The organism is Atribacterota bacterium (genome assembly GCA_039638595.1).
GTDB lineage: Bacteria > Atribacterota > Atribacteria > Atribacterales > Caldatribacteriaceae > Profundicultor > Profundicultor thermophilus.
In genome coordinates, this window is the sequence record JBDIWM010000027.1 from 1 (window position 1) to 26779 (window position 26779).

Here is a 26779-nt window from a genome sequence, read left to right on the forward strand (position 1 = left end):
TATCGAGGAGGAACGGATTGTCATCCACCAGAAATACTCTTATCATCCTTTGTACCGTTACTGGTCCTTTCATTCTTTTCTTCCTTCTTTGTGGTGAGGATATAAAATGAAGCTTCTCTGGAAAAGAGAAGCTTCATTTTATTCGCAATCCACATGCATGGTGTTCGTTCACCTACAGAAGGTACAGGGTGGCATGGTGGGCATTTGAGATGGGGGAATAGTTGGCGTCATTGTAGGCGTTGGTGTTGGTGTTGGTGCACCACCTTCTCCTCCTCCTGCGTTACCTTCTCCGCCACCTGTGATATCTACTCCTCCTTCGCCAGGAGCACCAAACAGGGTGTTCACCAGAGCTACAACCAGTGCTCGGACATCAGGGTCGCCCTGGGCATCTTCGCAGTTTGCCAGGACTTTCTTGACCGCTTCGACAATAGGGGCGGTCGGTTGAATAAAAGGAATGTCTTTAATGGCAATTGAACTTGGATACAGTTCGTTGGCCACCTCCCAGATGATGACCTGTGAAGTGGTAAAGTAGTTCGCTTCCCCACTGTCTAAGGAGGTCGCAAGAGTTCCGATACCCTTTTTAATTCGGATACTGTCCTTAGTGGCATAGATGACGTAGGCTTCACCGGCTTGACCAAAGAACTCAAAAGCACCGGTAGTGTCAGTTTTTGCAGAGAGCCTGCTTCCCTGATCACCATTGATGAGGAGTTCCGCGTTTGGGAGTGGGATCCCCTCCACAATGACGGGATTGGTTTCGAAATCAAGGTAACACATCTTTTCTGGGTCAGCCGGGTTAGCGACCACCCCTTTGACCTGGACAACAAATTTCTCTGCAGGTGTGACAAAACACCCTGCTATAAAAAGGGTGAAGGCCATACCCACAATTATTCGTGCCCATTGTTTTCTCTTCATAAAGTTCCCTTCTTTCTTTTGGATTAAAAACGCTCTTCCCTCTCAAAGTGATACGTTTCACACTCCCCATTCACGCAGGAAACCACGGTGAAGTGAGTAGCAGAGTATTCCTGAGCTTCGACCTGATAGGCTGAAGAGATGGTACTTGCGTTTGCTGCGGAAGTGGAAAGGTAGAGACACCCATCTTCAGAGGCAAAGTCTTTTTCGGAATTGAGCCATGCATCTTCAGGGTTGCATCTGGTAAACACGTTCAAAAGAGGTAGGACGAGTACGAGAGGGAGTGTTTTCCACCTCTTCTTCCACATCACACTCCACCTACCTGAATGTCAATGGGACCGACGCTGACATCGGGTGTTTCCACGTTGACATTAACGGGTACATCCACGCCGTTTGCAATCACCACGTTGATAATCGGTGAAACGTTGAGGTTAAGGCCAATCTGGATGTTATTCTGAATGATGGTGGCGATGTTGAGAGCAAGAAGATTCGCTGTGGCGTTCTGACTCAGCAGAGCCAGCTGGGTGCTATCCAATCCATTTCCCTGGCTAACATCCTGACCATCAATGGCTACACCAATGAGATTCAAATACAGGCTGAGATTCAGAGGTATCGAAGAATTACCACCACTTCCGTTTGAAGCCGGGGTACTAACTATCCCGGTGGAAGCACTCTCAAAGACCGGAACGGGCGCATTTCCTCCATCATTCCTCCCCCCGGGAGAACCCAAGGAAAACAATTTATGCCCCCGATTGATTCTACTGTTGAATGCGTACACAGGGTCTAAGCTCCGTATGGCTCGATTGGAAGCCCATATACTCCCGGTCAAGGACAAAATCAGTAGAACTGCAAGACCGAGAAACACCAATCCCTTTCTATAGACCATAACGATTACCTCCTTTGAAGGTGTGAACCTGGGGTTTTAGCCCCAGGTTCAGAATAAATTGAAAATGACTTACCCCTTACTCAATCCTCTTCGTTATAACTATCTTCGATATTGAGTTTTACCCGGTTAATTCTTTTGACTTTGGCGATGACTGTGTTGATTACGTCAGCATTACTTTGATTCTGTGCCACCTGTGATCCCTGTTGGTCCACGAGCGCGATATTGCCGGTGACGGCGAGAGAGCCGCTAAGGGCTATTGCCCCAGCGTCACCACCTGCGTTGCCACCTTCTGGACCATTATCATCAGACAAGCTCCATATCGGTGGTAACCCACCATAGCTTTGTGCATCAGCGTTACCAGAGTTCGACATTGCGTTGCCAGAAACCTGAAAGACCAGAACGTTCTGTTCCCCACAATTCCAGCTCCACTGGGTGACTGTTGCTCCTCCTACCGCATTGAAAATGGCAATTGTCGTGGTATTGTCCTTCTCCCCATAGTCCAGTTCAAACTGTGCTGCATAGGCCAGACCTAACCCGAGAACTAGCGCCAGTACCATGGATACCAAAAGCACCTTTTTCACCACTAAAACCTCCCTTGTGTAGATTTTGTATCTCTATTCTCTAATGGGGGACAAGGGAGCTGAAGGGTCAGAAGTCAGAAGAGAAAGGGGAAATTTCAACTTGACATTCGGGACTTTATCCCAAAGGTCAAAATTGGTTTTGAGGGAGAAACAGGGACGAAAGTCCCTGTTTCTCTATTAATCCCAGCCGAGGAGTTCGGTCTTACGAATTCTCCAGTTTCCTTCGACCTTGGCAAGGGTGATTCGTAAATGGTCGGTACCACCATACACTGAGCCTTCAGACTCCTGTACCCAGATTTCATCAACCGTGACCACCACGTTTTCTTCGTCGACCACGGTGATTTTTAAGTTCTGGAAGCTGTCTTCCTGGACAGTTCCAGCCATAAAAGTTTCTCGGATGAACATTTTGAGGGTTTCGGTGGTGGTGATGGTGATCGAGGTCCCTTCGGGTTCGGTGAACTCAAAGGGTAAAGTATAGAAAGGGATAACCTGTTCCACATCGTTTGATTCCATGGCGTTCCCCAGATCAGTAAAAAACCGGTTGATTTCTGCTCCAATCTGGGCAATGGTATCTGGTGGTAGCGTCACGGTCGAAGTAGAACACCCAGCCATGAAAAACATAAAAAGCGAAAGTAAGAGTAAAACCAGGGAATTTTTCATTTTTATACCTCCCTATTTTGATTGTCGGTTCTCTTCGTTTGGTGATAGGCCCTCACGAAGGGAAAAGACCACTAACTTCACTCGATCCTCGAGGTTGAGCTTGTTGAGAATATTGGTTACGTAGTTTTTCACCGTTTTTTCGCTCAGGAAGAGTTCTTGAGCGATAGTCCGATTGTCCTTTCCCTGAACAATGAGTTGCAACACCTCCTTTTCTCTTCGGGTCAGTTCATGGAAAGCCCTTAACGTATTTGGCTCGGAATGGAGAAGCTGGAATCCCTGTGTCAGGTGCTGAGCCATTTCTGTCCCAATGACGATGTCTCCTTGGAGGGCTGTCTGGATGTCGTTGATAATTCTGGTAAAAGGAGCGCTTTTCAGGATGTATCCAGAAGCACCAAGAGAGAGCGCTTCAAGAAGGCTATGTCCTGAAACATCCATGGTCAGAATGAGAATCCGTAAAAGCGGCATGTTTTCGCGCAGGATTTTCACAACCTCAAGGCCACTTAGCCCTGGAAGATGGAGATCCACAAGGACCAGGTCCGGTTTTTCAAATGGGATACCTTGCAGTGCTTCTTCCCCGTTCTGGTAAATTACACAGTGACCCAGCTTTTCTTTTTCCTCGACGAGGGCTTTCAAGCCCTCGGCAAAGAGGAGATGGTCATCAACGATGGCAATTTTTAGCTTTTTCTTGGGCTTTTTACCCATAGATAGGAAGCACCACCTTTATCATTGTTCCTTGACCCGGTGACGAGGAAACCTGTAGGGACCCCTGTTTAAGGACCACCTGCTGTTTCAGAAAATTGAGACCGTGTGCAGGAGGCAGGTGTTGCATTGCAAAGCCTTTACCATCATCACGAATGAGAAGATACATTTTGTCCCTCCAGGTTCCTATTTTTATCCAGATTTGCTTTGCTTGAGCATGTTTTAGAATATTATTCAAGGCCTCGGTGATAACCTGGAGAACGATTTCCTGGGTTTCGGGGGACAGTATGGAATTGGGGAGACTGACCTTTAGCGTATAGCGTGGTTTCTTTTCTTCCAGTAGGAGGCGGTGTTCAAGAACCTCAACGATTTTTCCCTGCAAAGGGCGCTTTTCATCGATACTTTTTTGCATGGTTTTTAGAACAGCTCGAGAGTAATCCAGGCATCGACAGAGAACTGAATCGACTTTATGCAGTGTAAAGGAAATTTCTTGAGGGTCAAAGGGTTTGCAAATTATTTTTCCTTGGCGTACTTCGATGTAGAGTTTTACTCCAGCCAGGTCCTGAGTCAGGTTATTGTGGAGTTCCCTGGGCGAGTTTGAGCTGTTCCTGACGACGGACCAGAGCTTCGGTGTCACGTAGGAGTAAGTGGTTTTGCAGGAGTACTCCCGCAAGGGAGAGAAGGAGAGTCAGTGAAATTCTGTGGTATTGAGAAAGGGGTTTAACGAGAAAGAAAAGCAGCACACCCAAGGATTTTTGGTTACAGGTCATGGGGTAAATTTCCACAGCGATGTGGTTCTGCATGGTTGAGAAATGTTCCTGGAGAAAAGGGTACATCCTGAATTCCATTTGCAAATACTGGGGAGTGGTGTCTTTCCATGCCCTTTTGATGTATGGGGAGAGGAATTTCTGGCTTTGTCCCACCATGGTAGAGAGAAGATGACTTTTTGAGGAGAGAATGCCGGAGAAGCGGTAAAAAGTGGTGCATGAAGCACTGCGAAGCGGGCACCGGCGTAATCACGAGATGTTTCTGTGATGTTCTGCAGCATTACTTCGATGGGAGCAAGAACGGAATCCTGTAAGAGTTTGGTAAAGCCATCCTGTAGAGTCAACGTGATTTTTTCTTCTTCCTCTCTGCAATGGATTTGTCCAGCTAGAGCAGAGATTTCCTCAATCAGCAATTTGAGAAAAATAACTTGATTGTTGGGAAAGGTTCCCCTTCTTTTGTTGATAGAAACAATGCCGATCACGTGTTTTCTTGAATCGATGAGCGGAAAGCATATTGAACACAATTCTCGCTCTCGCCGGTAGTTGAAGTGAGAAGGCAATGGATGCTGTTTGTCAATAAAGATTATCCTTTTCCTTTGATAAATCAAGCTGGTGACTCCTTTGCGGGTGTCAATTCCTTCCCCCAACCTCTCTAATCTCAAGCCCTTGGATGCCACAACTTTAAAATTTTCGCTTTCACCGTCGTAAAGGGCAATGCTTCCCGAAGAGCACTGGAAGCGTTTTATAATCTTTCCTAAAAAATCCCTGAAAATCTCTTGGTCCTGAACGTGCATAGAAAACTCCTTCTAAACGGGATTTTGGAACAGGGTAAACATGTGACTGGACGCTTCGCAATGTAGGACTATAGGTACTTTTTTGGGGAATGGATTCCGTTGTACCATTAATGCGGTGTAAAAAAATGAAGAAGAGAAAGGTGCGGGTATTTCTCATTGATGGGAGTCGTCTCTTTGTTGAGGCTTTTATCTTTTTGTGTAAACGGGATAAAAAGATGTCCGTCGTTGGATTTTCTTTGACTGGTGAAGGAATCTTGCCAGAATTGCGGAGAAAAAAGCCCAACATGGTGATTATCGACGTAGCAGTTGTGGGTATTGATGGATTAGCTCTTGTTCGCTCAATTTCTTCAGAATTCAAGAGCACCAAAGTGATGGTTCTCTCGCTATACGATACGCCGGAATTGGTGGAACAGGCTCTCCAGAGTGGAGCGTGTGCATTTCTTGTGAAAGGAATTTCTGGCCAGAAGATTCTGGAAACCATTTGCCAGATCATGAGTTAACAAACCCCTCCTTTATAACTGATCTTAATCAAAAAATCCAGATGGGCAATAGGAAATCTTTCCTAATTTTTATTCGTGGCTTTCCTATTTTTGTGGTTCAGAATAAAATTGGAAGAAATAGTCTTTTCCTCCATTTCTTGGTATATAATGAGAAAAACCTTATCTAAAGGAGAGAGAAAGGTGAAAAGACAAACGTTCTTTGTGGGGATTATGGTTTTAGCAGTTCTTTTTTGGGGAATCGTTTTCGCTCAGGAGGAAATCAATCTTCTTGAAGAGGTCAAAGCGTTACTTACCGAAGGGGAACTCGAGGAAGCACAGCAGAAGTTAGAGGTGGTTCGTCTGAGCCTGTGGAATAAGCTCCCCATGCGGGTGGAAAAGGCAACGTTTGTGGAAGAAAGAACCCAGAGTTTTGGTGCTTTTCGCAAGAGGGCTTCGAATGTATTTGCTAAAGGAGAAACCATTTTTGTTTATGGGGAACCTAAAAACTATACGATTCTCAACGAAGACGATCTCTATCATATCTTTTTCGTCATGGATTTTCATCTTTATGACCGTGAGGGAAATGAGTTAACGAACCAAAAGGAATTTGGTTCGTTCCGATATATCACCCAGAGCCCGATTTTTGGGGCTTTTCTGGATGTGTTCTTCAATTCGGAAGGACTTGAGGTGGGTGACTATATTCTGGAAGTGGTGGTGCGGGACAAATTTTCGGAAAAAAGCGCTAACTTTAGGCTACCGTTCAAGATAAGGTAGTTTGGTGCTTGAGTAAAAGTAGAGGGTAGAGGGAGAAGTGGGATTCAAGAAACTGTCAATCGCGTTTGGTGGATTGTGTATTCGGTTACACTGAGATGCATTTTCTGAAGGTGAATATGTCCGGGGACGGAAGAAATGGGGATAAATGATATTGGGGCAACCTTCATTCCTTCCAAGGGAATTCCGGTACCATCACATTCGGATGGAATTTGTCTCAACGCTTCGGTGTGGCTGAGGGAGGGCTCGTTATCGGTAAGGGACAGGTAGTGGATATAAAACTCCAGGAGTTAGCCCACCGGTTGGGAAAATAGAGGGGGTGATATGGTGGACCTGGCGCCGCTTATGAGAGGGGCTATGATTGCAGTGCGAGACTGTATGGGAGTGAGAGCTGGAGAACGTGTTTTAGTGATTACTGATACTGGAAAGTTGAAATTGGCAGAGCCTTTCTTCCTGGCCCTCCATGCTCTTGGAGTTGATGGGACCCTTCTTATTATGACTCCGCGTTCGTACCACGCGGAGGAACCACCCCGGGAAGTAAGGGCAGCGCTTTCTGCTTGTGATGTGGCGCTTCTTGTGACCACCATGAGCCTGACGCACACCCACGCTCGCATGGACGCAACAGCTCAAGGAATACGAATTGCCAGTATGCCCGGGCTCACCGAAGACATGATGACCGTAGGGGCAATGACCGCAGACTATAGGAAAGTTTCGGAATTGAGTTGGAAACTGGCTCGACTGATGGAGAAAACGAAGACGGTGGAAATCACCACTGATAAGGGCACAAATCTGAAGATGAGCTTGGAGGGGAGAAAACCAAGTCTTCCCCCCGATGATGGACTATATCAGGATAAAGGACGCTGGGGAAATTTGCCGGCTGGAGAAGTGTACATTGCTCCGCTGGAAGAATCGGTGGAGGGACTGGCGGTTATCGATGGTTCCATGGCACCCATTGGCTTACTTTCCGAGCCCATATACCTTACCATTCGGAAGGGTCGGGTAACGGAAATTCGAGGAGGAAAAGAAGCTCAATCACTTTCGAGTTTTCTGGAAAATCTTGGTGACCCCAACGCCTATGTGGTGGGGGAGCTTGGTATTGGCACCAACCACAAAGCCAGAGTTACCGGAAATATTCTGGAAGATGAAAAAGCTTTTCGGACGGTGCACATTGCTCTGGGCATGAATGTGGATATGGGTGGAGTGATTGAATCCAAAACCCACAATGATGGGATTATCTGTAATCCCACGGTCAAATTTGATGGAACGATGGTCATGGATAAGGGAGTCTTTACTCTATAGGAGAGGGATACGTTTTTTCACTCGTGGCTCAGGCTGTGTTTGTGTTTTGCCGAACGGAAAGAAATGAGTAATGAGAAGAAACCAGAGATGGTGGAAACCGAAGCGAGACATTGGGTAAGATGCACTTTATAGAAACCTGACGAAGAAGGGAAGAAGCACCGGTACGAAGAGTGAATGGATGAGACCGCTCAGTAAAGCCAAAGCGCTGAGGCGACCTGTACTTGCTTGGACAATTGGTCCCAGTGTGGTGTCCATACTGGTGGCTCCTCCTAAGGCTACTGCAGCCCAGCTCCCGAAATAGCGAAATACTACCCCCACACTCAAGAACGCCAGGAGTTCCCGCAGCAGGTTGGCAATGAATGCTGTGGTTCCGAGTTGGGGTCCCGCCAAGTGGTTCAGCAAGGCGCCGGAGAGGGAGTACCATCCGAAACCAGAAACCACGGCCATGGTTTCTGACCAGGAAATCGGGAGAATGAAAGAAGATAAAAAACCCAGGCTGAGGCTCCCAATCATTCCCGAGAGCGGTAAAAAGAGGATTCGCCATCCCCAGACTTTGACTTCCAAAAGTGCCCTGCGGTTCGCGGCGATTTCCATGCCGACTCCAAGAACGAGAATAAAAAGTGCTACATCGACAAGACCGGGAAAATGTTGTAAGAGAAAAGAGGGTATGATTTTCCAGTACCCACAGAGGATTCCCAAGAGTAAACTCATCGCCATATATCGGGTCATCAGTTCTTTTCCCCCTTTATTACTTTCCGAAAGTGCCGCTCCATCAGGAAAGCGCCCAACATTCCTCCCAGGGAGGATAAAAGAGCAAGAACCAGCGCTTGAAGACCGATAGTCTTCAGATTCCTGATAATCTGGGGGTTCACACCAATACTGATTCCCATCCCAAACACAAGGAGAAGGATCCCTCCATTGATTAGGGAACTTCTGAGGTTGACGATTTTTGGGGGAACATATTTTGTGGTTCCTAAGAGAAAACCGATAAGGAGAGCAATGCCGATAAGGAGCATCGTTGGTGTGACACTACGGCGTTTCTGTAATAATTCCCTGATATTTTTTCATAACCGTCTCCCTCCAGGACATGAAGCGTTCTTCGATTTCGGAAAAAAGCCGGGGTGGATCCCCATCCCTCCGGGCAAGAGCCAGAAGCAGTTCTTGAATTTTTCTGGCTTCTGGGTCAGGAGGCTTCAGGTTCTGAATGGTCGAAAGCGATGGGGCAAAGCCTTCTTCGATCGTTTGCATAATGTCTCTCACCTGATTGTGGAAAGCGATGATGGCATTGACTGAAGCTCTGCCGGGAGAGAATGACGGCAAAAAAAATGTCACCATACCGAAGGCGAGAATGCCTATGAAAGCCCAGTACGCCAGTTCTTCGGCATATTTCTTCCAGCGTTGCCAGGAATTTCCCGGTGCCATCAAAAGACCGAGAAACATTCCCCCCAAAAGTCCTCCCACGTGGGCAGCATTATCAATGGCTGGAACGGTAAAACCAATGAAAAGGTTAATGAGGACAAAAGGGAGAATACTCATTCCCAGGCGACTTAACGAAGTGTTCCGGTATTTGAGACCACCACTGAGAAGCACTCCTGCCAGGCCAAAGATGGCACCGCTTGCCCCCACCCCAATCCGGTCAAAATTAAAAAAGTATGAAAAGAGACTCCCCGTTATTCCTGAAAAAAGATAGATAATGAAGAATTTCCGCTGTCCGTAAATTCCTTCGGTAATGCGACCGAGCTGAAAAAGCGCATAGAGGTTAAAGAAGAGGTGCCAGAGATTCCCATGGAGAAAAATGCACAGGAGTAACCTCTGCCATTCCCCATGGGCAATGAGTGGTCCAAATTTGGCTCCCCAACGAAGGAGATTGGAGAGCGAAAAGCCACCGCTTATCACGGTGGCCAAAAAAAAGAGGAGATTGAGGGCAATCAAATACTGAAGCATCAGCGGGTAAACGCTTCCTCGATTTGGGTACGAACTTTTTCGTCGCTCTCTAAGTAGCGGTTGATTTCTAAGGTTAGTTTAATGAGGAGGTACAGCCAGTAAATGGCAACGGTGATGACCGCAAGAATAATAAAAAGAATGATATTGTATCGTTTAATTCGGTGTACCCGTTCTGACAGAGTAACACCTTTTTTCTCTTGCAGGTACTGGTAAATACGGTCCTTGAGGTCGGAAAGCTTATTGGCTGATTTGAAGATGTTAGAGAGGTACACGGCCACAAAAATAAACCCGAGAAGGTTAAAGAGGAACGCATACCAGCCTGCAAAAAGGCCGATGATGTAGAGCACCAGATACACCCAAAAGGGCCAGGTGATGATTTTATACTCTCCCACCCGGTTCAGAAAGAAACCCACTTCACCCCGAAGAGGGTCTTCCAGATGTTCTTTAATGCTGGCGAACACTTTTTCGGTATTCCCGATATTTTGATTCATGGTGCTTGACCACTGGTACAGGACCACAAATTGGAAGATGGCACTCAGGATTCCAAAAACCACCGTGAGGGCAATTAACCCTCCACCGCCCACTGGCGCTTGTCCCGACATCATTTCCCGGGTAGCGGTGACCACACCTGCAAGAGCCATAACCACGGCTAAGAACACGAAGATCACCGCAAGTACGGCCAGCGCTACGTTCACTCGTGATTCTTCTAAGAACCGAGAAACCGCCATTTTAACCCCCCCAACTTTTTTCTCATTGTAGCATGCTGGAGAAATTTTTTGGAGACTGAGGAAGGAAAAAAAGAACAAAAACCTTTGACATAAGTATTTTCCACTCTTAAACTAAGCTTGGTTATTAAAGCGGAACTTCTCGTTGCGGAAAGGGGTATCTTTAAAGGAGATTGCGAAGAAAGGAGGTCAGGGGATGGTTTATGATTCAAACTATGGGTCTTACCAAGGAATTTAACGGTTTCAAAGCTGTCGATAACCTCAACCTTAAAGTGGAGAGGGGTGATATTTATGGCTTCCTGGGTCCCAATGGAGCAGGGAAAAGTACCACCATCATGATGCTTCTTGGGCTTATCCCTCCCACCAGTGGCAAGATTTACCTTTTGGGAGAAGATTTGCGTCCCCGAAATGTGGCCATCAAGCGAAAGATTGGGGTTGTTTCTGAGAACCAGTATTTCTATAAAGAAATGACTGCTCAGGAGTACCTCGCCTTTTTTGGGGAACTCTATCAGGTTCCCAATGTGGAGAAACGAATTGAAAGCCTCCTGGAAGCGGTGGGTTTGAAGAATGACCGGAACAAAAAGGTAGGAGCCTATTCCAAGGGAATGCAGCAGAAACTGGCTTTTGCCCGGGCATTGCTTCACGACCCGGAACTCCTGATTCTCGATGAACCGGTGGCCAATCTCGACCCCACCAGCATTAAACAAATTCGCGACCTCATTGAGGAAGAGAATCGCTTAGGACGGACCATTTTTGTTTCTTCGCATCTTCTCTCTGAGGTGGAGAGGCTATGCAAAAAGGTGGCCATCATCAACCGGGGGAGACTTTTAGCTGAAGACACCATGGAGAACATCAAGCGCAGGCTCACCGACACTGTAGTGTTTGATGTCGAGGTTGACCGAGATTGCACAGACCTTGAGGGAGAATTGGCATCGCTTCCTTTCGTCAAACACGCCCTTTGTCGGGGACATCACCTTGAGGTAGAACTCAAAACCGACTGGGATTACCGAATTGAGCTCTCTCGTTTCCTTTACGAAAAAAGATTGCTGGTTCTTTCCATGAGAGCCAAGGAAATGAGCTTGGAAGAGGCTTTTATCACCATCACCCAGCAGAATGTTTCGCTCTTGACACGGGGGGAAGAGTCATGAAAAAGCGTAACCAGGTATGGATTGCCTTTTTATCGATCTTTGGTCTTGTGGTGGTTCTTCTTCTTTTGCTCACCTATTTCAACACCCGAATACCGTACGGAATTTTAAAGGGAAAGGTTACGGACCTTTACTCTCAGGATGTGGTTAGAAAACTCGCTCTGAGGATTGGTGAGCGTTCTGATATCCTGTTTCAGAGTAAAGATTATAGAATTACCCGTATCCCCCCGGGAAAATATACCCTAAAGGCTGAAGCACCGTACTACCATCCGGTGACGAAGGAATTGGAGATTAAACGAGGCGAAAATGTTTTCAATTTCACCATGGAAGGGAAAGAAATCCCTGGGCTGGCTGGGATTATTTGTTTTGCAGATCCCACTGATCGAGGTATCGAGATTGAGATTCGTTTCAAAGATGCGCAGGGAGTAGGCATATCGGATTTTCCAGGTTTTCCACTGCAACTCGAGGGTAGACTCTACGTACGCGAAGGTGATGCTGAAAATTTTTCCCGTGGAAGGCTCCTTTTTGCAGGACCGATTGAACTTTTCTGGGATTCAAAAGCATACCTGGCTCGCAATAAAGGCCTGATTTCCTGGGACAAGGTTCAAATTGACAAAGAAAAGGAACGATATGGATTGCTGGAACTCCTCCTTCGTACTACGCAGGGGAACTTTGAGGATGTTATTGAGGATGTGGAACTGGTGAAAAAGGAGGAATAACGATGAGTGGAAGTCGAGTACTCCGGACACTCTTTAAGAGAGATTTCCTCTATACGCTCTATAGCTTTGGTTACTATGGAGCTCTTTTTGCGTCTTTTCTGGTTTCCTCTTTTATTCTCAAAAATTTTCTGGATGCCACAAGAGAAGAAGACATTCTGGTTTCCGCATTTCCTCTCAATTACCCACTTTACCTGACGCTCATCATCATTTCGCTGTATCTGGTTATCGTTTCAGCTATTTCCATTTCCCGTGAGCGGGAGCAGGGAACTCTGGAAGTCCTCTTCTATGGTCCTGTGACTTCTTCCAGTTTTCTCTGGAGCAAATATTTGAAGGACCTTTCTCTGGGAATTCTCGCTCTGGGATTCACGGCGCTATACTTTTATATTGTCAGTGTTCTGACCAATCTCGGTTTCACAGGAGGGCTTGTGCGGGCACTTGTCATGGGAGTGTTTCTCATTTCCTGTGTGGTGAGTTTTGGTCTTTTCATTTCCTCACTCACCGGAAGGATTCGGAGTTCCATCATTACCTTGATCGCCATTCTGGGGGCCTTCTTGGCCATTCAATTTGTATATGGCATGTTCCTGGGGATAGAAAAGGAGTCTCTTTCACCGTCCATGCTGTATCTACGGCAGGCTACTGCGTACGTCTTTCATACCATTAATTGGATTTCCCCGTTTGCCTATTTAAGCCGGGGTCTCGATAGTGTGGTTCTCGAAAACTGGACTCTGTATTTGACCCACGTCCTGTACTGCGTGATTTATTCGTTGGTTTTTGTTTTCCTCTCTATTTACGCCATGGGTAAGAAGGGGGTGAAAGCATGAAGCGTTTCTTCCTGTTTTTGATGATTACAGGTGTTGTACTCGTCCTTTCCGGTGTTCTTTTTGCTCAGGAGACTCCCTTCAGAGAGCAACTGGTGTACTCCTTGACTTCCTTTAATGGTTCCACCTTTAGCAAGAGCTTCTGTCCCCAGAGTGAAGAGACCATATATCTCATTGCTAACGAAAACAGTGTGATTGCTCCCACCAAGACTATCGTGTATTACTGGCCTATTACCCGCCGATATATGGCTGGCTTCAGTACCCTCAACGAAAAGATTTCTGGTAAACTGGAAATTCTTCAAAACGGGAAAGTCATCGCCACTCAGGAAGAACAAAAGTATGTCCTTTATTATCCGAAGGGGTACTGGTCCGAAAAAGCGGTCATGTACCTCGATGAAGAAGCTGACACCTATCATAAGAAATATAAAGAAGCCGTTGATGCTTTCAATCAAAAGCTCAAAGAGTATTACCAGGCTATGGAACGGTACCGAGAATCACTCAACAGGTTTTTTGAGGAGGTGCGCCGTCGTCGTGAAGCGGGAGAAGAAGGACCGCTCAATATTCCCATTCCCAAAGAGCCGCAACCCCCAGAGTTTGTCAACTTCTACACTTCGGACCCTGCTTTCGGTTTTGTTTTGAACCTCTCACCTGGGAAATATGAAATCCGATTGCGTCGGGATGACGGAACCATTTTGGAGGGAAGCGAGAAAAACGTGGTGGTTTTTACCTCCCGTCGGAAGGGCGGTGTGGGATACGAAATCATCCCCGGGAACCGCTGGACTAAAAAAGAAAACTGCGATGATCCTTCCTGGGTCATTCATGCCGTAGGTAAGAATGAACTCTATTTTAACCCGTACAGGCAGGAAGAATATAATGAGCTCTACTACAACAAACTGGTTGACCCCCAGGAAATCGGACGTATTGAGCGCTTCAAATGGGTCCACGTTGACCCGGTTGAACAGGTCACCCTTCTCTTTGGACGGGGCAAGGAAATTTTGCAGACGGTGGAACGCTCACCATATTTCGTTAAGCAGATTCCTGGACCCGAATTAGGATATGAAATTATTCCCTACGATGGAGAATTGCAGAAAAGAGGATACAAACCAACTTTCGAAGGTTATAAAGTGAGTTTATCACCAGACCTTCCTAAGACCGATTATCAGGTGTCGGTGATCGCGGCTGGCAGCGGCCAACCTGAAGCAAAAAGCGAACGAACCATTCGTCTCTTGAAGAAGGAGAATGCCCCTTACGTGTATATCGTTGCTTTTATTCCCATTTTTGTGGGTGTGGTGACCGTTATGGGGAGAATCAGTAAGATTGAAAAGTAACGAGCGGTAGGGACAGGGGCTCTGGTAGGTTAGCCTCTGTCCCTTGACCGTGAGGAGTTTGGTTTTTCCATTTTAGCCTGTTCCAAAGATTTACAGATATATTTGACAGTTGCATTTTAGAAAAATACAATTAAGGTTAGGTAGTCTACCAAAAATTTTCATTACTTCATTTGAGGAGGGTGAAGTTATGAAAAAGGGCTGGATGGTAGTGGTACTGTCGTGTGTTCTTTTGCTTGGTTTTGTGCTTGTAGCTTCCGCGCAAAAACCGTATGAAATTGCTGTAGTGGTCAAAATTGCTGGTATTCCCTGGTTTAACCGGATGGCAGAAGGCGTGAACCAGGCGGCGAAAGACTTGGGAGTGAATGCCTATCTGATTGGCCCATCCACGGCTGACCCGGCGCCTCAGGTGCAGATGGTGGAGGATCTGGTGACCCGAGGGGTGAATGCCGTGTGTGTAGTACCCAATGATGCGAAAGCTTTGGTGCCGGTCTTTACCAGGGCGCGGGAAAAGGGAATTGTGGTCCTCACTCATGAATCGCCATTTGAGACTGGAGCGGTTGACTGGGATATCGAAACCATCGACAGTATTCAGTTTGGTAAGAATCCCATTGATGCCATTGTGAAAAAGCTGGAAGAAACTGGAGAGATCAAGACCTACAGTCCGGAGAATCCCGCTGGTTTTGTGATGCTCGTGGGAAGCCTTACCGTTCCTTTGCATAATTACTGGGCTGATGTGGCTCTGGAGTATGTTAAAGAGAAGTATCCTTTCCTGAAGGAACTCACCTCACGTTTGCCAACCGCAGAAAGTGTGGAAGATTCTCGAGCTGCGGTGCTCGACCTCATTACCACCTATGGTGATCAGTTCAAGGCGGTAATTGGTTGGGGAAGCCTGGGACCCATTGGTGCGGCGCAGGCCGTGGCTGAGAAAGGGATGGAAGACAAGGTTATCGTGGTGGGTGATGCCATTCCTTCCACGGTGGCACCGTATCTTGCTACTGGGGCGGTTGACTGGGCACAACTCTGGGATCCCAAAGATGCCGGATATGCCATGGTCTATATTGCCAAAGCAATTCTTGATGGCCAGGAGATTAAACCGGGTCTTGAGATTCCTAGCTTAGGCCCTATCGATGTCAAGGATAAGGTGGTTGTGGTCAATCAGATTAAGATTATGGATACCGCTGAGGCGGCGGAAAAGCTCGGTTTCTGATTTTCCCAGCATGGGGGAGGGCGTCACCCTCCCCCATTTCATTTAGTGGGAGTGTATTTTGGTGACCACCCTAAAAGAGGGGCCATTAACCTTAAGCTTTGAACCATTCCTTCAGCTGCGTCATATTAGTAAACGTTTTGGAGGGGTACAGGCTTTAGAAAACGTTGACTTTGAAATCCTTCTGGGAGAAGTCCATGCCCTGGTGGGAGAAAACGGTTCTGGGAAAAGCACGTTGGTCAAGATTGCTACCGGGGTTCTCCAGCCGGAGGTAGGAGCAGAAATGATCGTTGGTGGGAAGAACGTTGCTTTGCTAACCCCTTTCGAAGCGTACCGTCTTGGTATACACGTTGTCCACCAGGATTTGTCGCTTTTCCCGAATCTCTCAGTGGCTGAGAATATTGCTTCTCACCTTTACCTTGAGCGTTTCCGTTCTTTTGTGGGCTGGAAAAAAATTTGGGAACGGAGCAAGGAGGTGCTGGAAAAGCTGGGAATCTCGCTTCCGCTTGATGTGGAGGTACGAAAACTTTCTATTGCGGACCAGCAACTGGTAGCCATATGTCGAGCCATTGCGGGTTCTGCGCGCTTGATTATCCTGGATGAGCCGACCGCTTCTTTGACCTGGAAGGAAGTGAATCGCCTGTTTGCTTTTATCCGTGGTTTGAAAGAACAAGGTATAGCAATTCTTTTTATCAGTCACCGTTTAGATGAGGTACTGGAAATTGGCGATCGAGTAACGATACTGCGAGATGGAAAGAAAGTTGGCACTTTTCTCGCCCGGGAACTTGATCTGGGTACCCTTTCGTTTCTCATGACCGGGAAAAAGCTCGCTTTCGTAAAGGGTATTACGACCCATGAAACGGCTCCAGAGGTGCTGAGGGTAGAAAGCCTTTCTCGAACCAACCAGTATCACGGAGTGTCGTTTTCTCTTCGCAGAGGCGAGGTTCTTGGAATCATTGGTCCTCGGGGCTCTGGACGGACGGAAATGGCCCTTTCGCTTTTTGGTTTGAATCCTCCGGACGGAGGCAAAATATACGTGGAAGGGCAAGAATTTAGAGGAGAATCAGTCCAGCGGGCAATCAGCCTTGGCATTGGCTATGTTCCGGAGAATCGTCTGCTTCAGGGACTTGTGCTTGACCAGAGTATCGAAAACAACTTGGTTGTAACGGTTCTCAAAAAACTTCTAGAAAAGAGCACCTTACTTGACCTGGGTAAGAAAAGGGAATTTGCCCAAAGAACCGTCAAAGATTTTGGCATTAAAGCTCAGGATGTGGATGCGCCAGCCCGTTCCCTTTCGGGAGGAAATCAACAAAAAGTGGTTTTAGCCAAGTGGATTTTAACCGAACCCAAAATCCTCATTCTCGATACCCCCACCCATGGTGTGGATATCGGTGCAAAGGAGAGTATTTATCAATCCATTGTTGAGTTAGCGAAAAAGGGTTTGAGTATCATTCTGATTTCTGATGAAGAACAGGAAGTGATGATGGTCAGCGATCGCATCCTGGTGATGAAGAGTGGAAAGATTGTGGAAGAATTTGACGCCCATTCCTTGGTAGAGGAAAATTTGAGAAAAAGGGTTCGAGAATAGTACAAGGAGCATTCTGAAGGTGAAGTTTCAGATAAGGAGGCAGACAGAGCTTTATCTTCTGGCCATTGTGGTGGCTTTATCTATGTTTTTGACCGCGATGAATCCCAAATTTTTAACTCTGGAAAACCTCTTTGACCTTCTGCGGAACAATTCTTTCCTGGGAATCGTGACTCTCGGAGAGCTGGTTGTACTTATCTCTGGAGGAATTGATGTTTCCTTCACGGCCACCGCCACGGTAGCCCAGTACGTCATGGGTGTCCTCATTTCCCGTACCATGGTCAATAGCGTTCTTTTGGCCTTTCTCATTCCTGTACCTATTGGTCTTGCTCTGGGGGCTATAAATGGGTGTCTTGTTTATTACACGAGGGTTAACCCAGTGATTATCACCATTTCAACGCTCAATTTCTACTATGGAGTTTTGATGTTTGTCAGTAAAGGGACTTGGATTTATAAGTTTCCTCCTGCCTTCCGGGAATTTGCCAAACTCAAGCTCTTTACCCTCATGAGTTCCAAGGGGATTCCATTTGGGATTTCCATCTTTACGCTTTCCTGGGTGATTTTGGGCATCATCACGTTTTTCTTGCTCAAATACCTGCCCATAGGGAGGAAAATTTACGCGGTGGGTGGCAACTTGGAGGCAGCTCGCCGGGCTGGATTTAATATTTTTCGGATTCAACTTTTCGTCTACTGCTATATCGGGCTTCTGGCTGGAGTGGGAGGGTTTGTCCATGCAGAACTCAATCAGATGATTCAGCCCAATGCCATCGTAGGAATGGAACTTGATGTCATTGCTGCGGCCATCCTTGGCGGTGCCAGTGTCTTTGGTGGTGTGGGAACCGTATGGGGGACATTTCTGGGGGTCCTTCTTATTGCCATCATCAAAAATGGTCTTATCCTGATGAAGGCTTCAGCCTACTGGCACGAAGTAATCATGGGGTCTATCATTGTACTTGCAGCCAGTATCAGCGCCTATCAGAGGAAACTGCAAATACGGAAGGAGAAAGGACGCTTTGCGGAAGAGCAGCTTTTTTAAAATTGGAGATATTCAGATTGTGGTCCTTTTATTTCTTCTTGTAGGGCTTTTCCTCCTCATGTCGTTTTTGACCCGTGGTAAACTTCTCGAGTTTCAAAGCCTGCAAGCTGTTGCTTTCCAGTTGCCACTGCTCGGGCTTTTGACCCTAGCTCAAATGGGGCCCATGGTTTCAGGGGGTATTGACCTTTCTATTATCGCCACGGCGAACCTGGTCAGCATCATCATGGCGCTCAGCATGACCAGGTTTTTCCCTTCACTCCATGCCCCCTTTGCCATTCTTCTGGGACTTCTTCTTGCGCTCCTCCTTGGGGTTGTGAAGGGCTTTTTCGTAGCTTTGGTATCGGTTCCGGCCATTATTGCCACCCTGGGACTTATGATTTTTATTCGAGGCGTGTCTCTGGTTATCACCCGGGGGTATGTCATCGCCGGGTTTCCGGTGGATTTTCTCTTTATTGGGAATGGAACGGTCTTAGGTATCCCAACCTCTTTTCTGGTTTTTGCTGCCTTTACCATTTTTATGTATATCCTTTTTTCCCGAACCCGTTTTGGTCTTGAGCTCTACCTCTTTGGGTCAAACCCTGTGGCAACGCTTTTCTCCGGGGTAGACAATCGTAAGGTGGTTTTTCGAACCTATCTTCTTTCCAGTTTCTTGGCTGGTGTGGCTTCCTGTGTGATGGCTTCCCGCTTCAACGCGGCTCAGGCTGACTACGGAGAATCGTATCTCCTTCTGACGGTGCTGGCCTGTGTTCTTGGGGGGGTCAGTCCTTCAGGGGGTTCAGGCCGCGTTATGGGAATAGTAATTTCGGTGGCTATTCTTCAGGTCGTGGCTACCGGATTTAACCTACTTGGTTTCAGTTCGCACTTAGCTAGTGCTCTGTGGGGAACGATCCTTCTTGGGGTGGTGCTCTTGAACCGCCTGTTTTTAGGTAAGAATTGAATTTTTGGTTTCGGTGAGGGAACTTGTAATCTACAGCAGGAATATTTCCTGGATAAGGGTAAAAAAAAGTTTATGTATTGTTCTTGATTTTTTCTCGGGTTCACATTATCATCTTGTGAGGTTTTGAGGTCACCCGGGGGTTGACCGGATGAGAATCGACCCCCAGGCCCCCTCCTTCGAGATGCGTCAAGCATTTTCTTCCTTTATTATAGATTTTGTACACGAATCTACAAGATTTTTTTAAGATTTTTCGTGAAATTTTTTGAGTTTTCCATTTGTTTTTGCTTACCCTGTCTTCTCTGTACCGGTTGGAGGACCTTTCCATTGATTGCCAGTTTTGTTTTGGATTTTTTCGGGCATTTTTGCGGTTCTTCCCAAAGACCTAGAATCAAGGTGTTTTCGGTACGCCCTTATGAGGTAAACCTTTTCATAATGACTTCGGGTGTATGACCGGATTGATTTTTTGGTGCTTTTCCGTTAATATTTAGCTGTGAAAAACTGGTGGAAGAAAGAAGTGAAAGCCCTTTGTGTGGAAAGCCCCTGCTGGTGGTCTTGGTTTTAATGTTTTCTTTTTGCTTTTCTCCTTTTGTTGAGGGAAAGACTTTCTGTCCGGCTTGCCCACAGGAAAAGTACGTCCCTTTGGGGACGGAATTAGAAAAAATCGGAGTAGAGAAAAAGACTGTAGAAGGAAAAGACAAAATCTGGATTACCTTGAAGGAAGATGGAATAGTACGGGAAGTGGGGGTCTTTTTCTTTGATCCGGAGGACTTTGGGTCTCAGAGGGTTCGATCGTTTCTTTGGGGGTTGCAAGAACGCTATGAAGATTTACGGATTGTGGAAGGTAACATCCGGGAAGAACGGGTGAGGGCAATCCACGAAGCCCTTGCTCATCTCTTTGCTGTACCACAGAAACAGAGAGAACAGACCCCCTGCCTTTTCATTAACGGAACGGTTCTGGTGGGGGAATGGGAAATTATCAAAGGAATAGAAAAAACCCTTTCTGAAGGCGGCGTTACAAAAGGAAAAACCCCCGGGTACTGAGACGGCCCGCAGGGTTCCCTTTTTGTTACGGGTTATTTCCGTTCGTCACCAGTAGGTAAAATTCACAATGGTATTGGGACCAGTCGGTGTGACGTACTCCGTGTGGCTCATGAAACCATTCTCATCGATTATGTATACTGCTGCGACCTGACCGCAAGGAACGTTCTGGATTGTGACAGAGCCGTTGGTGATGAGATATGAACCGGTAGGAAACCCATTGAGGTAAACGTTACCGTAACACCAGGGACAACTTGAAATCACCCGTAGTGAACACGCTACTGGCTGGGTTGGTGGATTTGGTGTCTGTGGGGTACCGCCACAACCGGAAAGAGCAATGATGGCCAACAGGGAAAGAACCGTAAAAAGGGGAATTATTCTTTTCATTTGTTCCCCTCCTTTCTTTGTATTCCTCCAATTCTACCAACTGTGAATACTGATGTCAACGAAAATTTTACCCGAATCTGAGAGGTTTTTAATAATCTTTTCGGTCATGGTGACTCCATAAAAGGTTTGGGCACTACGTAACATTCTGGAAAAGTCAATCGCAGTTTAGGGGTTCGGTACCAGTGTGGTGCAGAAACCATTTTGGGGCGCATGCGGCGATTTCCTGGTTTTGTGGGCCACATCGGAGTATGATGTTTCTTCCGTGAAGACATCGAGATGAAGGAGGTCAATCGTTCTCCATAATTTGACTTTTAGAGTAACTTTTCTAAAAAGACATCGGTTTTTCCTTAACCCACCAATCCCTTTTGCACCGTATCACGGTATATAATGAAATTCATGGATACTCTGGTTTCTGTGTCGCGGTCTTTTTTCCTTTTACTTTTTATCCTGGACCCCTTTTTGGGGGCAGTGGTATTCATTGCCCTCACAAAAAGCATGGAACAGCGTGAAAGACTTTCTCAGGCCTTTCTTTCGGTAACTGTGGCTTTTGTCCTCATGCTTGTTTTCCTTTTCAGCGGAAAGCTCCTTTTTGGATTGCTGGGTATATCGTTTTCAAGCTTTATGGTGGCTGGCGGGGTGATTCTACTTTTACTGGGTATAGAGGAAATTCTGGGACTGGAATTTTCCCGAAAAAGTGCCGATACCAAAGTGGCCGCGGTGGTCATCGGGACTCCTCTTTTGTGCGGGCCGGGGGCTATCACCTCGGTGGTCATCTTGGCCGAAAAGTATGGGTACCTGGTACCACTCATGGCGGTGGTTCTGGCCCTCTTTGTAACCTGGGTCATTCTGGTCTCCGCGGAAAAGATTGCTCGGATTTTGGGGGAACGCATTATCGAGATCTTTTCCCGGGTAATGGGACTTTTGCTGGCGGCTATGGCCGTAGAGTACGTCAAAGAGGGAATCTTGCAAATGATGGCAGAAATTGCTGGAAAATAAGAGACCCCGCTTTTAAAGCGGGGTCTTTCTCCGATTCTTCTATCAGAATTGGAACTATTGGACTCTTTTGACTTTACTTGCCTGAGGTCCCTTGGAGCCCTGCTGAACCTCGAAGCTGACTACCTGATTCTCTTCCAGAGTTTTGAAACCATTGCCCTCGATGGCGGTGTAGTGCACAAAAACGTCCTGACCGTCATCAGCAGTGATGAATCCATACCCTTTCTGAGCGTTGAACCATTTGACCTTACCAGTGACCATTCAACTAACCTCCTAAAAATTATCCGTTCTTTAAGAACGTGGAAGCAGGATATCACCTGGGGGGTATAATGTCAATGGCTTTTCGAAATATATTTTTGATTTTTCGGAATCTTTCTTTTCGGAATCTTTCCGGATTGGGAGGGGTAAAACCGGGTACAATGATTGTTAGCTACCAGATTGTCCTAATTTTAGGGCGTGTTTTTCCCGGTAAAACTTTTATTCAAATGTGGTGGGAGATATGAAAAAGAGAATCCTTGAGTTATTGGTTATCGGAGTGGCGGTTTTCCGTTATTCTTCTATGGCCTCTGGCGTGGATGAATCGCTGGGTTCTTTCTTGCGGCTTCATGGTGTACCTCGTTATGATTATCAGGTTATCACGGTATATCCTCATGACCATTCGGCATTTACGCAGGGATTAGTTTTGGTAGATGGTGTGCTTTACGAAAGTACCGGCCTTTACGGAGAATCGAGTTTGCGCAAGGTTAACCTGGAAACAGGAGAAATCTTCGAAAAAATCGACCTTGGAGAAGCGTACTTTGCCGAAGGGATAACAGTGTGGGAAGACACGATCGTTCAGCTTACTTGGGAATCAAAAGTCGCTTTTATCTATGAGAAGGGTACATTGAGAAGGCTTGGTTCATCACCATATCCCTATGCAGGCTGGGGCATCACTTCCGATGGAGAGAATCTCATCGCCGGTGATGGTTCGGAAGTCCTTCGCTTCCTTGACCCTGTTGATTTTACTGTGAAAAAGGAGATCGTGGTCAGAGTAGGGGAACGAACAATAGACCGGCTCAACGAACTTGAGTATGCCGACGGAAGAATCTATGCCAATGTCTGGCATGAGGATCTTATCGTGGTCATTGACCCTCGGGGTGGTGAACTTTTGGGCTGGATTGACCTTGCAGAACTCCTTGACCCGGGCAAAGGCGGAGAAAATGTCCTCAACGGGATTGCCTTTGACTATCAGACTCGGACTTTTCTTATCACCGGGAAGCGCTGGCATTCGGTTTACCGGCTCAAAGTAGAAGAATGATATAATGGGGTGGCTTTCTGTAAAGAGGGCCAAAGAACGATACCGAAGAACGGGTTTTTCCTCTTTCGTACGCCGTCTTGAAATTGCGGCCATGTTGGAAGCAGAGATTTTTTCCAGGGTGATTTCAGGATTCGCGGGTACGATTACCTAGGTATGGTGTCAACTCGAGTTGTCTACGGAATTTTTTCTGAGAATTATGGTATTTCCTGAAAGATATAGAGAAGAAACATTTTGAGAGAAGGGAATCTTGAGGTTTCCATGTCTGTGGACGTGGTGTGTTGCGGGGAAATTGTGGTAGACCTTTTTGCCAAGAGCAGTAGAGCCACGTTTTTTCCCGATGCGTTTGTCCCTTTTCCTGGGGGAGCAGCGGTCAACGTGGCGGTGGGACTGGCACGTCTTGGAGTACAAAGCGCCATCCTGGGTAAAATCGGTGAGGATATTTTCGGTCAGTTCTTGAAAGAAGCACTTTCCCTGGAGAATGTTGATCTGCGGGGCCTTCGCGTGGGTAAAAGTAGACCAACGGCTTTGGCCTTTGTTTTTCGAAAAGGACCGCTCTTTCTGGAACCATTTTTTATCCGTTACGGCACGGCGGATATGGAATTGCGAGAGGAAGAATTATCCTGGGAAATTCTGAGAGAAACGAAGGTTGTGCACTGTGTTTCGTTGTGTCTTGTGCGGGAACCATTACGAAGTGTGACCTGGAAAATTCTCGATTTTTGCCAGAAAGAGGAAATTTTGCTCTCGTTTGATGTCAACCATCGGCCATTACTGTGGGAAAACCCTGACGAGGCAAGAGAAGTGATGATGCGGGTAGCCGAGATAAGCGATTTTCTTAAATTAACCCGTGAAGAACTCCAATTTCTCGTAGGTTGCCATAACGTGGAGGAAGGAGTGGGGATCCTTCTCCGCCGGGGAGTGACCAACTGTATGGTTACCCTGGGTCAGGATGGTGCCTTCTTTGCCAGTGCCTTGGGTACGAGATTTGTCCCTACTTTCCCTGTTTTGACCATTGACCCCACGGGATGTGGTGATGCTTTCTGCGCCGGAATTTTGAAAAAGGCATTGTCTCTGGGAATCACAAAAAACGACCGTATTTCCCCAGAAACATTTTATCAAATGGGTGTGTTTGCTTCCGCCTGTGGAGCTCTGGCTGCCCAAAAGTGGGGTTCCTCGGCCAGTTTCCCGAACGCGGTTGAAGTGGAGGAGTTTTTGCAAAACCACATGTCGATAGGGAAATGAAGAAACCCTACTCCACCACAATGATAGAATTAAATGAACCAAATTCGTTAGGAATTTGTTCGGTGTTCGGGTCAGTGAACCACTGTCCATCGATAAAGTACCGGTATTCGTATCGACCCCGGGGAAGGGTAATGGTGGTACTCCAGTATCCCTTTTTGGTTTTGCGAAGAAGGTGAGTTTCCGGGTTCCATTCATTGAAGTTTCCCGCGATGGCGACGCTTTTTGCTTCAGGATACTCTAAACGAAAAGTAACTCGTGGCATCGATGCCACCTCCTTATTTTCACCGAATGTTGTTCCTGTACACAATAAACCTCCCTCGGTGGGAGATATTTCCCCTCTTCATACCTTATGCTGAGCATCAGAGGAAAAAATACACTCCCGCACGGCTCTTTTTACAGCCTGAGCAAGGTCAGGGAGCATTTTACTTACCATCAGTTCTCCCGGCTGGTTGGTGAGGATTTCTCGAAATGCGTTCAGGTACTCTACCCGTAGCACGGTGCTATAGTTGATTTTGCGCACTCCTCTTTTGCCCGCGGCCTGAAGTTCTTCGGCCGGTGTTCCGCTTCCACCATGAAGGACAAGAGGGAGATGTGTCTTTTCACGGATTTCCTGGATGAGTTCAAGCTGGAGCTCGGGAATTCTATCGCCGTAAAGACCGTGGCGGGTTCCTACGGCTACAGCCAGAAGGTCAACCGGGGCTTCTTTGACGAAAATTTCGGCTTCGTCTGGGGAGGTGAAGAAGCCTTCGCCGTTACCTTCGTTTTCCCAGTTTTCATCGCCTTCCAGACCACCAACTCGTCCTAACTCTCCTTCTACAAGAACTCCAACTGGGTGGGCCAGGGAGAGGACTCGCTGGGTGAGATGAATATTATCCTGGAAGGGGAGCCGAGAACCATCGATCATTACTGACGAAAAGCCGTTCTGGATAGCAAGAAGCACTTCCTCTTCATGATGGGCGTGGTCAAGGTGCAGGGAAAAGGGAATGGAAAATCGCTCTGAAAGAGATTGGAGCACGCCGTAGAACATGCGAATATTGAGCGCTTTGTATTCCACCGGTGCAACCTGGATAATGACCGGTGCGCGTAGATTTTCCGCTTCTTCCAGAACCCAGAGAATAAATTCAGGAATGGGGATGTTGAACGCCGGTAGAGCAAAATTCTTTTCCTCGGCGATGCGAAGAACATCTTTTGTTGTAACCAGGGGCATTGACCATTCTTCTCCTTTCTTTGTTGAGACACTGTATTCATTATAGCAGGTTTTTGGTTTCGTTTGGTTCTGCTCTTTCTTTCTTCTCCAGCACGTGGTTCAGTGCTTCCTGAAAGAGGTTAATAACGTGGTTGTCGGCCAGGCGGTAAAAGACCGATCGTCCTTCCTTGTGGTGGCGGACAAGGTCTTGATAGCGCAGAACCCTCAACTGGTGAGATACGGCCGAAGGGGTTATGTGGAGTATTTCTGAAAGGTCGCAGACACACAGTTCTTTTTTGCTAAGGGCATAGAGGATCCGAATCCGGTTATAATCCGCCATCACCTTAAAAATTTCGGCCATTTTCTGGATGGTTTCGGAGTCAATCTGCTCTTGGGAGAGCGCCCGGAGTGCCTCTGTGTGGGGGGCAAATACCTCACATTGATCCTGAAGGTTGTGATGCGCTTTCCGTTTCAACTCCATCACCTCAAGAGCCGTAATGAATTGAGAATGGTCAGGGAAAGAACACCCACATCGGCGAAGACCGCTTCCCAAAGAGTGGTTTTCCCTGCAAGGGCTAGGACGAGAAATAGCACCTTTATCCCTATGGCAAAACCGATATTTTGCCATATTATTCCCCTGGTTTTACGTGCTATTTCTATGGCTCTTTTTAGGGGGAGGAGCCTTTCGGTCATAAGGATGATGTCGGCGGCCTCAATCGCCAGGTCAACACCCTGTTTTCCCATGGCAATCCCGATATCAGCCAGGGCCAGAGCCGGGGCATCGTTCATTCCATCACCAATAAAGGCGACTTTCTCCCCAGGTTTTTTTTCCTGCAGAAATTGCTCCAGAATTTTGACTTTATCCTGGGGGAGGAGTTCAGCAAAAAAGTTTTTGATTCCGGTTTCCTGGGCAATATGGGCAACATTTTCTCTTTTGTCTCCACTGAGAAGGTACGCCTCGATACCCATCTTTTCAAGTGCTCGTACTAATTGGGTGGCGTCACTTTTCATCGTGTCTTCGAAGGTTATAAAGCCAAGATACCTTCCATTTCTGGCCAGATGGACGGTGGTAGTCCCTGGGGGTGGTGGAGTCAGGGTGATACCCTGATTCTTCAAGAGCTGTTCATTTCCCAGGATAATCGTTTCCTTGGTGGTTTTTGCCACGATACCTGCTCCGGGTATTTCCTGATACTCCTCAAATTGGGGGAACAGACTGTCTTTTTGGGTGACCTGTATTGCCTTTGCCAAAGGGTGATGGGAACGTGATGCGGCAAGGGCAGCAAGAGTAAGCATCTCTTCTGGGGGATATCCATCCGAGGGATGGACTGATTTTATCTCGAATCGCCCTTCGGT

The 26779-nt window shown here is 47.0% G+C and carries 33 protein-coding genes; 15 read left to right on the plus strand and 18 right to left on the minus strand.

Features of this window, described 5'->3' with window-relative positions; genetic code table 11:
• Window positions 1-168 precede the first annotated feature (168 nt).
• The 8 genes from ABDK92_07270 to ABDK92_07305 form a co-directional block, all read right to left on the minus strand.
• Window positions 169-912, minus strand: a complete 744-nt coding sequence (locus tag ABDK92_07270; protein MEN3186421.1) for a hypothetical protein — start codon at window positions 910-912, stop codon at window positions 169-171.
• Between the two features lie 23 nt (window positions 913-935).
• Complete coding sequence (locus tag ABDK92_07275) at window positions 936-1217, minus strand: hypothetical protein (protein MEN3186422.1); 282 nt, start codon at window positions 1215-1217, stop codon at window positions 936-938.
• Window positions 1217-1795, minus strand: coding sequence for a hypothetical protein (locus tag ABDK92_07280; protein ID MEN3186423.1), 579 nt, complete (start codon window positions 1793-1795; stop codon window positions 1217-1219). The genes ABDK92_07275 and ABDK92_07280 overlap by 1 nt, the downstream gene beginning before the upstream one ends.
• An 80-nt stretch (window positions 1796-1875) precedes the next feature.
• Window positions 1876-2352: a hypothetical protein gene (locus tag ABDK92_07285; GenBank protein MEN3186424.1), complete on the minus strand. Its 477-nt coding sequence runs from the start codon at window positions 2350-2352 to the stop codon at window positions 1876-1878.
• 201 nt (window positions 2353-2553) lie between these two features.
• Window positions 2554-3036: a hypothetical protein gene (locus ABDK92_07290; GenBank protein ID MEN3186425.1), complete on the minus strand. Its 483-nt coding sequence runs from the start codon at window positions 3034-3036 to the stop codon at window positions 2554-2556.
• A 12-nt stretch (window positions 3037-3048) separates the two neighbouring features.
• Window positions 3049-3738 (minus strand): response regulator transcription factor, encoded by a 690-nt coding sequence (locus tag ABDK92_07295; protein ID MEN3186426.1) that lies wholly within the window; start codon window positions 3736-3738, stop codon window positions 3049-3051.
• Window positions 3731-4147, minus strand: coding sequence for an ATP-binding protein (locus ABDK92_07300; GenBank protein ID MEN3186427.1), 417 nt, complete (start codon window positions 4145-4147; stop codon window positions 3731-3733). Before ABDK92_07300 ends, ABDK92_07295 begins: the two co-directional genes overlap by 8 nt.
• Before the next feature lie 354 nt (window positions 4148-4501).
• Window positions 4502-5296 (minus strand): GAF domain-containing protein, encoded by a 795-nt coding sequence (locus ABDK92_07305; protein ID MEN3186428.1) that lies wholly within the window; start codon window positions 5294-5296, stop codon window positions 4502-4504.
• 125 nt (window positions 5297-5421) lie between these two features.
• On the opposite strand from ABDK92_07305, the gene ABDK92_07310 reads away from it, so the two are divergent.
• From ABDK92_07310 to ABDK92_07320, 3 genes are all read left to right on the plus strand, one after another.
• Entirely contained in the window at window positions 5422-5796 is a 375-nt protein-coding gene (locus ABDK92_07310) for a response regulator transcription factor (GenBank protein MEN3186429.1), read from the plus strand.
• 180 nt (window positions 5797-5976) lie between these two features.
• Complete coding sequence (locus ABDK92_07315) at window positions 5977-6549, plus strand: hypothetical protein (GenBank protein MEN3186430.1); 573 nt, start codon at window positions 5977-5979, stop codon at window positions 6547-6549.
• A 321-nt stretch (window positions 6550-6870) separates the two neighbouring features.
• Window positions 6871-7845, plus strand: coding sequence for an aminopeptidase (locus ABDK92_07320; protein MEN3186431.1), 975 nt, complete (start codon window positions 6871-6873; stop codon window positions 7843-7845).
• 126 nt (window positions 7846-7971) lie between these two features.
• On the opposite strand, the gene ABDK92_07325 is transcribed toward ABDK92_07320, so the two are convergent.
• The 4 genes from ABDK92_07325 to ABDK92_07340 are packed head-to-tail and all read right to left on the minus strand — an operon-like array spanning window position 7972 to window position 10517.
• The gene (locus ABDK92_07325; protein ID MEN3186432.1) at window positions 7972-8574 is read right to left on the minus strand and encodes a lysine exporter LysO family protein; all 603 of its coding nucleotides are present in this window, start codon (window positions 8572-8574) and stop codon (window positions 7972-7974) included.
• Entirely contained in the window at window positions 8574-8861 is a 288-nt protein-coding gene (locus ABDK92_07330; protein ID MEN3186433.1) for a LysO family transporter, read from the minus strand. The genes ABDK92_07325 and ABDK92_07330 overlap by 1 nt, the downstream gene beginning before the upstream one ends.
• A 13-nt stretch (window positions 8862-8874) precedes the next feature.
• Window positions 8875-9789: a rhomboid family intramembrane serine protease gene (locus tag ABDK92_07335; protein ID MEN3186434.1), complete on the minus strand. Its 915-nt coding sequence runs from the start codon at window positions 9787-9789 to the stop codon at window positions 8875-8877.
• Window positions 9789-10517, minus strand: coding sequence for a hypothetical protein (locus ABDK92_07340; GenBank protein ID MEN3186435.1), 729 nt, complete (start codon window positions 10515-10517; stop codon window positions 9789-9791). The genes ABDK92_07335 and ABDK92_07340 overlap by 1 nt, the downstream gene beginning before the upstream one ends.
• A 200-nt stretch (window positions 10518-10717) precedes the next feature.
• Here ABDK92_07340 and ABDK92_07345 point away from each other — a divergent pair, with 200 nt between their 5' ends.
• From ABDK92_07345 to ABDK92_07385, 9 genes are all read left to right on the plus strand, one after another.
• Window positions 10718-11662, plus strand: coding sequence for an ABC transporter ATP-binding protein (locus ABDK92_07345; protein ID MEN3186436.1), 945 nt, complete (start codon window positions 10718-10720; stop codon window positions 11660-11662).
• Window positions 11659-12378, plus strand: coding sequence for a hypothetical protein (locus ABDK92_07350; GenBank protein ID MEN3186437.1), 720 nt, complete (start codon window positions 11659-11661; stop codon window positions 12376-12378). The genes ABDK92_07345 and ABDK92_07350 overlap by 4 nt, the downstream gene beginning before the upstream one ends.
• 2 nt (window positions 12379-12380) lie before the next feature.
• Window positions 12381-13199 (plus strand): ABC transporter permease subunit, encoded by an 819-nt coding sequence (locus tag ABDK92_07355; GenBank protein MEN3186438.1) that lies wholly within the window; start codon window positions 12381-12383, stop codon window positions 13197-13199.
• Window positions 13196-14524, plus strand: a complete 1329-nt coding sequence (locus tag ABDK92_07360) for a hypothetical protein (protein ID MEN3186439.1) — start codon at window positions 13196-13198, stop codon at window positions 14522-14524. Before ABDK92_07355 ends, ABDK92_07360 begins: the two co-directional genes overlap by 4 nt.
• 187 nt (window positions 14525-14711) lie before the next feature.
• Window positions 14712-15731: a substrate-binding domain-containing protein gene (locus ABDK92_07365; GenBank protein ID MEN3186440.1), complete on the plus strand. Its 1020-nt coding sequence runs from the start codon at window positions 14712-14714 to the stop codon at window positions 15729-15731.
• A gap of 61 nt (window positions 15732-15792) precedes the next feature.
• A complete protein-coding gene (locus ABDK92_07370; protein MEN3186441.1) occupies window positions 15793-17316 on the plus strand; it encodes a sugar ABC transporter ATP-binding protein in 1524 nt (507 codons plus the stop codon).
• Between the two features lie 19 nt (window positions 17317-17335).
• Window positions 17336-18349 (plus strand): ABC transporter permease, encoded by a 1014-nt coding sequence (locus tag ABDK92_07375; protein MEN3186442.1) that lies wholly within the window; start codon window positions 17336-17338, stop codon window positions 18347-18349.
• Window positions 18327-19286 carry an ABC transporter permease gene (locus ABDK92_07380; protein ID MEN3186443.1) on the plus strand — a complete coding sequence of 320 codons (960 nt, stop codon included), beginning with the start codon at window positions 18327-18329 and terminating at the stop codon, window positions 19284-19286. The genes ABDK92_07375 and ABDK92_07380 overlap by 23 nt, the downstream gene beginning before the upstream one ends.
• Before the next feature lie 546 nt (window positions 19287-19832).
• Window positions 19833-20327, plus strand: a complete 495-nt coding sequence (locus ABDK92_07385) for a hypothetical protein (protein MEN3186444.1) — start codon at window positions 19833-19835, stop codon at window positions 20325-20327.
• A gap of 45 nt (window positions 20328-20372) precedes the next feature.
• On the opposite strand, the gene ABDK92_07390 is transcribed toward ABDK92_07385, so the two are convergent.
• Window positions 20373-20711, minus strand: a complete 339-nt coding sequence (locus tag ABDK92_07390) for a hypothetical protein (protein ID MEN3186445.1) — start codon at window positions 20709-20711, stop codon at window positions 20373-20375.
• 396 nt (window positions 20712-21107) lie between these two features.
• On the opposite strand from ABDK92_07390, the gene ABDK92_07395 reads away from it, so the two are divergent.
• On the plus strand, window positions 21108-21707 hold the full coding sequence (locus tag ABDK92_07395; GenBank protein ID MEN3186446.1) for a MarC family protein: 600 nt from the start codon (window positions 21108-21110) through the stop codon (window positions 21705-21707).
• A gap of 54 nt (window positions 21708-21761) precedes the next feature.
• Here ABDK92_07395 and ABDK92_07400 read toward each other — a convergent pair whose 3' ends face one another.
• Window positions 21762-21965, minus strand: a complete 204-nt coding sequence (locus ABDK92_07400; GenBank protein MEN3186447.1) for a cold-shock protein — start codon at window positions 21963-21965, stop codon at window positions 21762-21764.
• Window positions 21966-22203: 238 nt separating this feature from the next.
• Here ABDK92_07400 and ABDK92_07405 point away from each other — a divergent pair, with 238 nt between their 5' ends.
• Window positions 22204-23001, plus strand: coding sequence for a glutaminyl-peptide cyclotransferase (locus ABDK92_07405; protein MEN3186448.1), 798 nt, complete (start codon window positions 22204-22206; stop codon window positions 22999-23001).
• Window positions 23002-23259: 258 nt separating this feature from the next.
• Entirely contained in the window at window positions 23260-24240 is a 981-nt protein-coding gene (locus ABDK92_07410) for a carbohydrate kinase (protein MEN3186449.1), read from the plus strand.
• A gap of 7 nt (window positions 24241-24247) precedes the next feature.
• On the opposite strand, the gene ABDK92_07415 is transcribed toward ABDK92_07410, so the two are convergent.
• The 4 genes from ABDK92_07415 to ABDK92_07430 all read right to left on the minus strand — a co-directional run.
• Complete coding sequence (locus ABDK92_07415) at window positions 24248-24502, minus strand: glycogen-binding domain-containing protein (protein ID MEN3186450.1); 255 nt, start codon at window positions 24500-24502, stop codon at window positions 24248-24250.
• A 78-nt stretch (window positions 24503-24580) separates the two neighbouring features.
• Entirely contained in the window at window positions 24581-25447 is an 867-nt protein-coding gene (locus tag ABDK92_07420; GenBank protein MEN3186451.1) for a class II fructose-bisphosphate aldolase, read from the minus strand.
• Between the two features lie 40 nt (window positions 25448-25487).
• The gene (locus ABDK92_07425) at window positions 25488-25907 is read right to left on the minus strand and encodes a metalloregulator ArsR/SmtB family transcription factor (protein ID MEN3186452.1); all 420 of its coding nucleotides are present in this window, start codon (window positions 25905-25907) and stop codon (window positions 25488-25490) included.
• Window positions 25907-26779: HAD-IC family P-type ATPase (locus ABDK92_07430; protein MEN3186453.1), on the minus strand; the 873-nt coding region annotated here is incomplete at its 5' end. The genes ABDK92_07430 and ABDK92_07425, both read right to left, overlap by 1 nt.